Genomic DNA, 12,203 nt, shown 5'->3' on the forward strand with positions numbered 1-12,203 from the left:
AAATCGTCAAAATCGCCAATTTGTGCCTCCGCTTGGTGCATCGGCCGGACGACTTCAAGCGGGAAGCGGCCTGGCGAAGGGGGCATGGGCACTGGCCCGGTGCAACTGGTCTGACCAGTGGTGTGCTGGTTGAAGAGGGTTATGCCTGGGGGCGCATGAGCCGGCCGGAATCCGCGCTGGCAAGGCTTCAGAGGGTGCCCAGGGCCCCGTCGATGGCCTGCAGTCCAGCCAGTGCACCGCAGGCCATGCCGATGCCGCGACCGTCGCCGACGCGGGCCTCGGTGGGGTTGATGCGCAGCAATGGTGCGTCCTGGCTCTCGCTGAAGTAGCGCACCGTGGCGATGTGTGTCCCCGCGCCGAGCTCGATGACCACCGGCGCGCTGACCGCCGCCCGCCAGGCGCGGTAGCGGCGGTGCTGCTCCGCCGTGCGGGCCTCTACCCAATCCGCATCGCCGAACATCAGCACGTTGGGCCGTGCCATCGCGCCGCAATGCGGACAACGCGGCAGGGGCGAGCGGAGCTGGCAGGCGGTTGCGTCGACATCGGGCAGGAAGGCGTCCGCCGGCCACAGTGCGTCGCTGCACGGCGCGCTGCATTGCAGGTGATGGATGCTGCCGTGGCACTCCAGCACGCGCGCGCCGCTGAAGCCCGCGCGCTGGAACTGGCCGTCCACGTTGCTGGTGAATACGAAGGCGCCGCGCGGCATGCGGGTGGTCCAGCGTTGCAGGATGTGGAACCCCTCGTGCGGGACGGTGTTGCGGTACAGCGCCAGGCGGTGGCCGTAGAAGCCCCACGCAAGTTGTGGGTCGCGGGCGAAGGCATGCGGGCTGGCGATTTCCTCGAAGCGCAACCGCGCCTGCGCGAGGGCCGGGTAGGCCTGCCAGAAGCCTTCGGTGCCGCGGAAGTCCGGCAGGCCCGAATCCACGCCCATGCCGGCGCCGGCCGCGATGATGAGGCTGTCGGCCTCGGCGATCAGGGCGGCAGCGACCTCTGCCTGCTGCGTGATGTCCTGGTGGGTGTGCATGGGCGTTGCCGGTGTGCGGGAAGGCCGTGAGCTTGGCACAGCGTGGCGGCATTGCGCGATGCGTATCGGCGGTGAGCCATCAGGTACGACGGAAAACTGCCGATAGCAGAGCGGTCCGCTTTGTGTCTCGCTGGGGTGTCCCGATCTTGCGTCCCACTTCGCATGACAGGACCCGTGGCCGCGTAACAGGTGGGTGGAAGTATCGAAGCATCCAGCGGCAATCCGCGCCGCAGTCCATCGCGCACTCCACGCGGCGGATGTGCAAGCGGCAGATGTGCAAGTGGGTAACCGTGTGGCAGGCTCCCACATGCTTCACTGCGGGAACGACCAGCCCGGCGACTGCGTAGCGGCCGTCCGGGACTTTTGACAATGCGCGGCCGTCATACATGCCGGGGGGCATCGGCTGCGATCCGGGGGAGAAAGAAATGAAGCGTCGTCTATCGCGCCCAGGGCGCCATCTTGCCGGCGGCCTGGCCTGCCTGGTCTTTGCCGGAACACTGAGCGCCGGGCAGCCCGATCCGTTCGCGGGCAACAACACCGTCTATCCACCACCAGCAGACTGGAACGGGACCTTCCGTCCCAGCAACTACGAATACCCGCAGGCACCCACGAAGGCGCAGTGGCTGCAGGTGCGGCCGTCCGGCCGGCTGACCAAGCAGAGCGCGCCCGCCTATGCGGCGGCGATGAAGCGCTTTATCAGCAAGGACATGTCGGGCCTGGTCAACGATCCGATGAAGTGGACGCCGCAGCAGGCCGGCTGGTACGACATGCCCTGGGGCGGGCAGGGTTCGCCGATGAGCAACGGCAATATCGATCCGACATCGGGGCGCGAAGCCCTGCTGGGCTCCTACACCGGGCAGGTCCTGCAGCCGTACTCCTACCCCTCCAACCCGCCGGCCGTGCAGTTCCAGAACCACGCGGTGGTGTATTACAACGACGTGGCGGCGGCCAAACTCGGCGAGATATGGCGCAACCCCTTCAAGCCGGATGTCACCTCCACGCAGTTCCCCGAAGGCTCCATCGTCGTCAAGGTCGAAGGTGCGACCCTGACCGAGGAGCAATGGCCGGTGCTGAAGAACTCCTCGGTGTCCTACATCTACCGTCCGCCCGTTGCATCCTTGTCCAACCCGGACCCGACCAAGCGGCTGCCGGTGGTCACGCCGATGCGCTTCCTGCAGATGGCGGTGCGGGTGAAGGACAGGGTGGCCTCGCCGGAGACCGGCTGGGTGTTCATCGCCTATGCCTACGACACGCGCTCCAGCGGTGCCACGGTGTGGGACCGCGCCATCCCGGTCGGCGTCATGTGGGGTAACGATCCGAAGCTCGCGAAGTACCCGGACGGCCTGGGGCCGAAAGGCGTGCTGGAGCAGACCTGGGTCAATCCGGCAGTGCCCGCCTTCGTCATGGACGGGCTGGGCTGGGGCGGGCGCCTGGCAGGGCCGCTGGATGTCGGCATCCGGCACAACGCCGTCACCGTGTCCGGCCAGCGTTTCGGGAAGGACAATCCGCTGCCGGCCACCAGCTGCGTGAGCTGCCACAGCGCGGCGCAGTACCCCTTCGCCGCCAACCTCTATCCCTCGCCGAACATGAGCTTTCCGTCGGAAGGCCAGCAATTCCTGTTCTTCGATCCGGGCTCGCCGCAGTGGGCGCAATGGTTCCAGAACCGCCCCGGCACGGCGGCGCTGTCCGGCGGCGGGCGCAAGGGCATCGTCGGTGTCGACTACGACATGATGCTGACCTTCGCGCTGATGCGGGCCAACGGCTCCGCCGACACGGACGCCTTCATCCGCAATCCGATGGCGGGACACTGAGGCGTGATGCACTGAGGTGCGAGGCGCGGCGAAGCGAGGCGCAGCGCAGCGTCGCAACCACGGGGGCGGGCCTGAGATCCGACCCCGCGGTCGCGCCTCGCAATCCAGCCAGCCCTGCGGTTCAGCCCAGGGTCTGGCGTCGCCGGCGGGCGATGCGCGCGCTCCACCCGGCAGCGCCCTGCTGCCGGGCCAGTGCCTCGGCGCGGTCGAATTCCGCCGCGGCCTCGGCACTGCCGCCGGCCGGTGCCGGCAGCGCGGCAAGGGCGGCGGCGCGCTCGGCCATCAGCGGGCTCTTGAACTGCAGTTCGCCGTTGCCGGCGATGCGCGCCAGTTGCTGGTCGATACGCTGCAGGGCGCGGGCCTGCTGCCCGAGCTGGCCCATGATCTCGGCCTCCAGCGTGGTGAACCAGGGTTGCCAGTTCTCGAAGCCGGTCTGTGCCCAGCCTTCGAGCCCGGCCTGCACGTCGGCCAGCCCCTCGGCCCAGCGTTGCTGGCCGTGCGCCAGCGCCCAGCCGCGCGCGACCCGTGCCATCGCAATGAACTCCGGAAAACCGAACTGGCTGGAGAACTCGATGCAGCGCTCGGCCATGGTCAGCGCGTCTTCGGTATCGCCGCGCATCACCGCGGTGTTGAAGTTGGCCAGCATCGCGAAGCCCATCGTGTGCGGCTGGGTCAGGGTCTCGGCCAGCAACAGCGCTTCGCCGGCGATGCGGCGCGCGGTGTCCGGAAAGCCGAGCACCTGCGTCGCCAGCGCCAGGTAGAAACGGCCGAAGACGCCGAAGTCCATCAGGTACACCGGGTACAGGGCGGCGTCGCGCTGCGGGTTGTAGAGCGCGGTCGACACCGACAGGTGCTTGTGTGCCGCCTGGGCCTGGCCGATATGAAAGTGCACCATGCCGGCCATGTTGTTCGCTGCCATCGCGGCCTCGGGGTCGCCCTCGCGTTCGGCGCTGGCGTGCAGCAGCTGGTCGACCAGGCGCGTGGTCGTCTTCAGGCGCGCGCGGCCCCAGTTGAACAGGCACCAGCCGTAGCTGGTCGGGAACAGGCGCGGCTGGCCCGGCAGGATCTGGCTCAGGCCATAGGCGCGTTCCTGCACCTCGCCGAATTCGGCGCTGCCGGGGCCCAGCAGCACCATCGTGGTCGGCCCCAGCATCGACAGCAGTCCCAGCTCGGCGGCATCGCGGTCGAGCCCGGCGGGTGCGCTCTTCAATGCCTCGACGCCGGCGCGCAGATGGCCCGCGGCTTCACGCGGTGCGCCGCGCGACAGCGCCTGTCCGCCGGCGGCCTGCCACCACGGGGCGGCGCGCATCGCGTCGCCAGCGCGGCTGAGGTGGCGTGCCGCCAGTTCCGGCTGCAGTTCGACGCGATCGGTGAAGCGGCTCAGCAGAGCCTCGGCCACGCGGCCGTGGAGTTCGGCGCAGCGCTTCGGTGGTATCGACGCGTAGGCCGTGTCTTCCACCAGCGCATGCTTGAACCGCAGGCGTTCGCCGTCGGCACTGCTGGGGAGCACCAGGCCGCTCTCTAGCATCGAGCGTAGCCCGTCCTGCAGCAGGATCTCGCTGTCCGGTGCGGCCGCCGCGGCCAGCAGGCCCCGGTCGAATTCGCGGCCGATGATCGACGCGAGCTGCATCATCGCCTTGCCATCGGGCGGCAACCTGTCCATGCGCTCGGTCAGCAGGTCGACCAACGTGTCGGGCACGTCACCGGCAGACGGGGCGCGCTTCTTCTCGACCAGCATGCGCGTCATCTCTTCGATGAACAGCGGCACGCCGTCGGTGCGCTCGACGATAGTGGCCAGCCACTGCGGCGGCAGTTCGACCAGCGTGGACTGCTGCGCGACGATGGCCTTGGCGTCGGCGTCGGACAGGCGCTGCAGGGGCAGGCGGACGAAGTCCTCGCTCTCTGCCCAAGGGGACTCAAAGCCGGGGCGGGCCGTCATCAGCAGCAGGATGGGCGCGGTGCCGCCATTGGCGAGCAGCAGGCCCAGCAGCTCCAGCGAGGTCGGGTCGATCCAGTGCAGGTCCTCGACGATGACCAGCAACGCCCGCTCTTCGGCGAGGCCGAAGAAATAGCGCGTCAGCGAATGCTCGCTGGCCGTGCCCACCTGGTGGTGGGCGAGGCCGGCGAAGTAGTGCTTGAGCGCTTCCTTGGTGAGCTGCAGCTGCATCGGAGGCGGCATGCCCAGCGGCGGATAGCGTTCGCCGAAGGACACGCCGAGCAGGGCGGCGACCAGCGCACATTCGCGCGGCTCGTCGATGCCGGCGATCGCCAGCTGTGCCTCCAGCTTGTCGAGTTGTTCGTCGGGCGTGTCGTTGCCGGTCAGGCCGGCCGCCGTCTTCATGTGCTCGACGAAGGGCTGCAGCGCACTGTTCACATGGAAGGGCGAGCACTGCAGGCGCAACAGCGTGTGGCCCTGGGCCGGCAGCGTGTCGTCGAAGGCGGTGATCAACCGCGACTTGCCCAGCCCCGGATCGCCGACCACCAGTGCGCCACAGGTACGGCCGGCGATCACGCGTTGCCAGTGCTGCTGCAAGGCGGCGAGCTCGGCGTCGCGGCCCACCATCGGCAGGCTGACATCGCGGCCGCGCCAGGCCGAGCGGCTGTCCAGCGAGCGTGCGCGACGCAGCGCACTGATCGCCACCGGCTTCTCGAAACCCTTCAGCACATGCTCGCCGAGTTCCTCGAACTCGAACTGCCGCCCCGCGATGCGCCGCGTGCTCTGGGCCACGCCGATGCAGCCGGGCGGCACGGCGGCCTGGATGCGCGAGGCGAGGTTGGGGGTGGCGCCGGCCACCGCCACGCCTTGTGTGACGCTGATCGCCACCATGCCGGTCGCGATGCCGATGCGCAGCGCCAGCGGCTCGCCCGGCGCGGGTTCGATGCGCGGCACCTCGCCGGCCAGGGCCAGCGCGGCATGCATCGCCCGGGCCACGTCGTCCTCGTTGGCAACCGGGTAACCGAAATAGACATCGACGCCGTCACCGGCGATGCGTGCCACGAAGCCGCCGAAGCGCGCGGCGATGAGGCGCACGGTGTCGTGGTAGCGCTGCATGGTCAGCAGCACGTCGTCGGGATCGATGCGCTGCGCCAGCTCGGTGGAGTTCACCAGGTCGCAGAACAGCACCGTCATCTGCCTGCGTGTCGTGCGCGGCGCGTCCCCGGCTGTCAGCGGCGCACCGCAATGCGCGCAGAAACGTCCACCGGACGGCGAGACGGCTTGGCAGCGGGGGCAGGACATTCAGGGCTCCTTGGCGAAGGCGGCCGAGGCACGGTCACACCGACCATGCCCCTCCAGCCCGGCAGCAGCCGCGAGCCTAGCAATGGCCTGCGTTCCGGGCAAGCCTCACGCCGCCGCGCCGCAAGGCTGCGGCAGGTGCACGCCCGTGGCCCCGCACCTGCGTCGCCTTGCCCGTCGATGCAACGGGCGAGGCGCCGAAAGCCTTACTATGATTGGCACCACGACCTGCACGAGGTGCCGGCAAGGCCATGCGTCTCCCCGCTTTCGCCCCTCCGTTTACCGGCTTTCTGGAAAGCTGGCGCTCACGGCTGGCAGTCGGTGTCTCCGCGGTGTCGAACGCGTTCGAGCATGCGCCGGAGAACATGGCGTACGGGCTGCTCGCGTTCGCGGCACTCGACCCGGCCTTCGGGCCGACGGCCATGGCGATGGTCCTGCTCGGCACCGTGATTGCCAACGTCATCGCCTCGACGCTGGGAAGCGGGCGCCTGGTCAGCGGGCCGCGTGCGGCCCTGTCGCTGTTGACCGGTGGCTTCGTCGCCGCACTGTCCTCGATGTTGTCCTCGATGCTCGGCTCGGCGGGCCAGGCTTCTCCCGCGCAGGTGTTGACGCTATCCGCGCTGGGCGTGGCCTGCGCCGGCGTGTTGCAGGCCGGCTTCGGCATGCTGAAGCTCGGCAGCATCGTGAAGTACACGCCGCATCCGGTACGCGTCGGCGTCACCAGCGGGGTGGGGCTGCTGCTCGTGATCACCGCGCTGCCGGTGGTCACGGGGCACGCTTTCGGAACGGCCTTGCGGACGACGTTCGAATCCCCGCAGGACGGTGCCATCGCCGTCGGCCTGTGCGCGCTGGTGTTCACCGGCCTCGCCACGCGCCTGAAGACGCGCATCCCGCCGGTCATCATCGGTCTTGGCGTCGCCACCGCACTGCACTTCGCGATGAGCCGCTGGCTGCAGGGCGCCGATGCCGGTGCGCTCATCGGTGCGCCGGTGCTGGCGGCGGGCGGGTTCATGGCACTCGATCCGGCTTCGCTATTCCGCGCCGACTTCCTCGACCCTCGCCTGATGGCATTGATCGGCTCGTACGCGATCACGGCCGCGGCGCTATGCAGCCTGGATTCGCTCATCGCCGTGTCGGTGGTGGATGGCCGCCTGCGGCGCAGCCGCGATGCCAATCGCGAGTTGTGCGCACAGGGGCTGGCCAACATCGCCGCCGGGCTGGTCTCCGGCCAGCCGTACTCGCCGTCGATGCCGCGCACGCTGTCCCTGGTGATGCCCAACCCGGACCATCGCCATGTCGTGGCGGCGTATGCCGTGGCGATGCTGGCCCTGCTGCTGTTCGCGCCGCAGGTGATCGCGCAGGTGCCGCGCAGCGCCGTGGGCGGGGTGATCCTGCTGCAAGGCCTGGGCATGCTGCTGCCGGTCTTCTGGCACGCGCCGCTGGAGCGCTGGCGCCAGCGCGGCCAGTATCGCCAGCGCCTTGCCGACGCGGGCACGGCCGCCGCGCGGTCGCCCCTGCGTCTCGCCGACTGGGCGGTGGAGCTGGCGGTGGCGATCGGTGCCGTCGTCTTCGGCCTGGGTCCGGCCGTGCTGATCGGTGCCATGTGCGCAGTGCTGCTGTTCGTGCGCGCCAACATGCGCGACGTGGTGCGCCATGAATGGTCCGGCGAGACGCGCCACTCCCTCAAGGCACGCCCTCCCGCGCTGGCTGGCGTGCTCGCGCGGGAGGGGTCGAGGATTGCGGTGCTCGAACTGCAGGGGGCGTTGTTCTTCGGCACCGCCGACGGGCTGCGGACCCGCCTGGAAGGCATCGAGGCCTCGGTGGACATCGCGATCCTCGACCTGCATCAGGTCACCGAGATCGACGTCACGGCCGCACGGATCCTCTTCGAGATTGCGCAACACTGGCGACGCGTGGGGCGGGCGCTGGTCTTTGCGGAATGGCCGGCGGGTGACGCGCGGCGCGGCCTCGTCGAAGCCGCGGGGCCGGCTGCCGATCGCAAGGCGCTGCTGTTTGCCGATCACACCGACCTCGCGCTGGAGCAGGCCGAGGACCGCCTGCTGTCCAGCCTGAAACCGGATGGCGAGTCCGGCGCGGCCCTGAGCCTCGCCGACACCATGCTCGGGCGCGACCTCACGCCGGATGAGATCGCGTCACTCGCTGGCGTCCTGGTGACGCTGCATTTCCGGCGCGGCGAGACCCTGTTCAAGCTCGGCGACCCCGGCGACGGCCTGTACGTCAGCCTGCAGGGCGACATCGGCCTGCGCATCCCCGGCAGTGCACGCCGCCTGGCGTCATTTGCGCCCGGCGTGATCATCGGCGAGATGGCCAGCCTCGCGCGCAGCACGCGCTCGGCCGAGGCCGTCGCCGAGTCGGATGTCGTCGCCCTGAAGCTGCCGCTGGATGTCTTCGACCGCTTGCTCGTGGAGCAGCCGACGCTCGCGACCAAGCTGCTGAAGAACATGTCGCTGCATCTGGCCGACCGGGTGCGCGCGCTGACCAGCGACCTGTCGCACTGGGTGGCCCGTGCGGCCGCAGGGCGGGTCGGCCCGCCGGCCGGCGCAAATCTCCACGACGCCGAGTCGATCGGCTAGCGACGGTCCTCGTCAGGTGCGGGGGGTGGGGGGTGACAGGAATGGCAATGGCATTCCTGCTCGTGCCTTGGCGCGTGTCGCCCGCCGGGGTTACGCGCCGAGCGCCTTCAGGTGCTGCAGGATCGGCCCCAGCAGGGCGGCACCCGTCTGGCGGCTGCGTTCGCCGTTCCAGCCATGCCGGGTGTCCGGTGCATTGGCGTTGTCCTTGAACGGCATTTCCAGCGTGAGCGCCACGCAGCCGAAAGTGCGGGCCGTCCACTTCGACGCCAGGGTCAGCAGTTCCTCGTCGAAGCGGTTGTCGGCATAGCCGTGCTCGGTCTGGAAGTCCGGGCAGGCGGTGCGCAGGTTGGCGAGGAAGTCCGCCTGCAGCTGCAGGTTGCGTTCGCCATAGCCGGGCACCATGTGGCTGCCGTCGATGAACACGTAGGGCAGGGTCTCGTCGCCGTGCAGGTCGAGGAACAGCGACATGCCGGTGGCACGCATCGCCGCCTGGATGTGCCACACCTCGGGGCTGCGCTCCATGGACGGTTGCCGCCACTCGCGGTTGAGGTTGGCACCGGCGGCGTTGGCGCGCAGGTTACCCAGCGTCGCGCCGTCCGGGTTGGCGTTGGGGACGATGTGCAGCGTGGCGAGCCGGCGTACTTCGCGTGCCACCGCGTCGTGCGGATCGAGCAGGCGGGCGAGCAGGCCCTCGGCGCACCACTCGGCCATGCTCTCGCCGGGGTGCTGGCGGGCCTGGATCCACACGTGATGCGCACCGCTGCCCGCGTGCACGCAATCGAGGTCGCGCCCCTGCAGGCTGGTGCCGATGCGTTCCACGCGCGCCAGCGGCGAGGCGTTGCAGCGGCCGACCAGCTCCTGGTGGCGCTCATGCGAGTAGGGCTCGAAATACGCCAGCCACAGCGTGTCGTGTTGCGGCGTGACTTCGATGGTCAGCGCATGGCCGTCGTAGAAGGTGGTGGGGATGCGGAACCAGTGCTGGCGGTCGTAGCTCGCCGCGCAGGCGTAGCCGTGCCAGCCGTCGGCGTAGCTGCAGTCGCCGGCATTCTCGATGCACAGGCGCAGCGGCACGCCGGCCGCGTCACTGATGCGGAAGTGGAACCACTGCATGAATTCGCAGTGCGTGTCGCGGCGGATCGCCAGACGCACGTGGCCGGGCTGGCTGGCGTCGAGGACCTGGATGTTGCCGCTGTCGAAGTTGGCCGATATCTGCACGGTATGCTTGGTCTGCATGGGTTCAGGGTCCGCGGGAGGGCGTGGAGTGACTGGAGTGACTGGAGGGGCCGAGGCCGGACTCGGCCAGCCAGACGTCCAGGATGGGTTGCCACACTGCATTGCCCTGCGCGAACAGCTTGTGGCCGTCGTCGCTGAAAGGCGGCAGCAGGCGGTACTCGGCGCGGCCACCGTTGGCCTGGTAGGTCGCGTGCCAGGCACGCGTGGTGGCGGGGTCGAAGTACTGGTCGTTCTCGGTGTACAGCCACAGCATCGGCGCGTTGGCACTGCGAGCGAGCCGCGCGATCTCGCGGTCCATGTTCTGCGGTGCGCAGGGCTTGCCGGGGTGGCGCTCCGGGCTGCCACCGCTGCCGCCGGCGAAGTTCACCGCGGCCACCAGCCCGGCAATGCCGCGCGACGTGGCCGAGATAGTGGCGATGCCGCCGACCGACTGGCCGACCAGCAACAGGCGCTGCGGATCAGCCCAGGCCTCCTGCCGCATGCGTGCGACGACTGCCTGCACCTGTGCGCCACTGGCTTCCACCAGCGCGCTGTAGTCGTTGTTGCTGCAGCCGGCGCCGCGATCCTCGGGGTCGCCGGCGGTGATCGTCTCGCCGTAGCCCAGGCGGGTCGGCACGGCGACCGCGAAACCCTTGCGTACGAAGTAGCTCGCGGCGGATTCGAAGCGCTGGCGGGCGGGCCTGGCGCGTCCATCGCGGCTGCCGGCGCGCCCGTGGCTGATGACCACCAGCGGGAAGGGCCCGTCGCCCTGCGGGCGGAACACGGTGACCGGGATGTCGCCCGCGATCTCGCGTCCCTTGATGTCCCGGGCGCGGACCGGCAGGTGCCAGACCTCCTCGCGCAAGGCGTGATCGAGCGTCGCTGCCTGCGCCCGCGCGACCGGACCGGAGGGCAGGCCCGGCAGCAGGCAGATGAGCAGGGCGAAAAGGAAAGAGAGCTTCAGGCAGGCACGCATGGCCGCATCCGGGGGCGCGAGGCACGACAGGGCAAGGGCCCCACAGGGTAAGCCGAAAGGATGGAAAGAACGAGGACGAAGGGAGAGGAAGGTGGCGGGAAGACGGCGTGAAGGCGGCTTACCAGACCACGCTGTCGTCCACCGCGTAGAGCCGGCAGGCGGTGTCGCGTTCGCGCCGGCACAGGGCCAGCGAGCGTGACATGGCGTCGTCGCCGGCAATCGCGGCGTAGCGTCCGCCGGGGCCGACGGCGAAGGCGCGCGGCATCTTCATCTCCAGGAACTTGCGGTACTGCTCCACGCCGCCTTCCGGCAAGGCGGGAAGGCGCTTGATGTCGTCGAGCGCGGCATGGTCGGTGGCGGCGGGACGTTTCAGCGCGCCCGCCTGCGTGAAGCCGTGGCGCGCCAGTTCCGCGTCGAACATCGCCTGCCACTGGTCGTTGGCCAGCACGAACCAGGCGTGGCCATCCTCGCCGAAGGGGGGCAGCATCGTCAGGCTGGCGCGGGCGCCACCGGCCTTGTAGGCGTCGAACCACATCTGCGCGGCGGGCGGCGCGAAGAACATGTCGTTCTCGTTGTAGATCCACCAGGACGGCGCGCGTGCCTCGCGGCCCAGGCGCGTGAGGTGGCCGGCGAGTTCCTCCGGCACGCAGGGCGCGCCGGGGTGGCTGCCGGGGCTGCCGGCACGGCCACCGGCGATGGCGATGGTCAGCATCAGGCCGGGGATGTCGCGCGAGCCGGCAGCCAGCGCAGCCAGTGCGCCGGTGGAGTGGCCGAGCACGATGGTCTTGCCGGCATCCACCCAGGACTCCTGCTGCAGGCGTCGCGCGATGGCCTCGTTCTGGCTGGCCTGTGCATCCAGCATGGCGCCGCTGTCGAGATTCTTGCAATCGTCGCTGTGGTCTTCCGGATCGCCGGCGTCCGCGGTCCAGCCGTAGCCGAGCCGCGTCGGCACGGCGACGGCAAAGCCCTTGCGCACGAAGTAGCGCGCGGCGAATTCGAAGCGCACGCGCAGCGGCTTGCCGCGTCCTTCGCGGCCGGTGGTGCGGCCATGGTTGATGATGACGAGCGGGAAGGGGCCGTCGCCATCCGGCCGGAACACGGTGACCGGGATGTTACCGTGCGACGGCTTGCCGAAGCGGTCCTTGGCGGCCACCGGCAGTTCGACGATGTGCTCGTGGACGTCGGTGTTGAACACCAGGGCGCGGTTGCCGACCGGCTTGGCGATCACCAGTGCGATGCAGGCAAAGACGACCGCCAGCAGGTTGCGCAGCCAGTGCGAGGACGGCGGCCCGTCATCGCTGAAGAGGTGGAAATTGCTGCGTGGCTGGAAGCTGGCGTACGCAGGCATGGA

The 12,203-nt window shown here is 69.7% G+C and carries 7 protein-coding genes; 2 read left to right on the forward strand and 5 right to left on the reverse strand.

Features of this window, described 5'->3' with window-relative positions; all coding sequences use genetic code 11:
• Nucleotides 1-187: 187 nt before the first annotated feature.
• Nucleotides 188-1,024, reverse strand: a complete 837-nt coding sequence (locus VVD47_RS18845; RefSeq protein ID WP_327605060.1) for an SIR2 family NAD-dependent protein deacylase — start codon at nucleotides 1,022-1,024, stop codon at nucleotides 188-190.
• Nucleotides 1,025-1,449: 425 nt separating this feature from the next.
• Here VVD47_RS18845 and VVD47_RS18850 point away from each other — a divergent pair, with 425 nt between their 5' ends.
• Entirely contained in the window at nucleotides 1,450-2,835 is a 1,386-nt protein-coding gene (locus VVD47_RS18850; protein ID WP_327605061.1) for a hypothetical protein, read from the forward strand.
• Nucleotides 2,836-2,956: 121 nt separating this feature from the next.
• Here VVD47_RS18850 and VVD47_RS18855 read toward each other — a convergent pair whose 3' ends face one another.
• Nucleotides 2,957-5,965, reverse strand: a complete 3,009-nt coding sequence (locus VVD47_RS18855) for an ATP-binding protein (RefSeq protein ID WP_327605062.1) — start codon at nucleotides 5,963-5,965, stop codon at nucleotides 2,957-2,959.
• Nucleotides 5,966-6,321: 356 nt separating this feature from the next.
• Between VVD47_RS18855 and VVD47_RS18860 the strand changes: the two genes are divergently transcribed.
• On the forward strand, nucleotides 6,322-8,664 hold the full coding sequence (locus tag VVD47_RS18860; protein WP_327605063.1) for an SLC26A/SulP transporter family protein: 2,343 nt from the start codon (nucleotides 6,322-6,324) through the stop codon (nucleotides 8,662-8,664).
• 90 nt (nucleotides 8,665-8,754) lie between these two features.
• On the opposite strand, the gene VVD47_RS18865 is transcribed toward VVD47_RS18860, so the two are convergent.
• From VVD47_RS18865 to VVD47_RS18875, 3 genes are all read right to left on the reverse strand, one after another.
• Entirely contained in the window at nucleotides 8,755-9,897 is a 1,143-nt protein-coding gene (locus VVD47_RS18865) for a M14 family metallopeptidase (protein ID WP_327605064.1), read from the reverse strand.
• Between the two features lie 4 nt (nucleotides 9,898-9,901).
• Nucleotides 9,902-10,852 (reverse strand): alpha/beta hydrolase family protein, encoded by a 951-nt coding sequence (locus VVD47_RS18870; protein ID WP_327605065.1) that lies wholly within the window; start codon nucleotides 10,850-10,852, stop codon nucleotides 9,902-9,904.
• Between the two features lie 118 nt (nucleotides 10,853-10,970).
• The gene (locus tag VVD47_RS18875; RefSeq protein WP_327605066.1) at nucleotides 10,971-12,200 is read right to left on the reverse strand and encodes a dienelactone hydrolase family protein; all 1,230 of its coding nucleotides are present in this window, start codon (nucleotides 12,198-12,200) and stop codon (nucleotides 10,971-10,973) included.
• Nucleotides 12,201-12,203: the final 3 nt, after the last annotated feature.

This window comes from Uliginosibacterium sp. H1, assembly GCF_036017065.1.
Classification (GTDB): domain Bacteria; phylum Pseudomonadota; class Gammaproteobacteria; order Burkholderiales; family Rhodocyclaceae; genus Uliginosibacterium.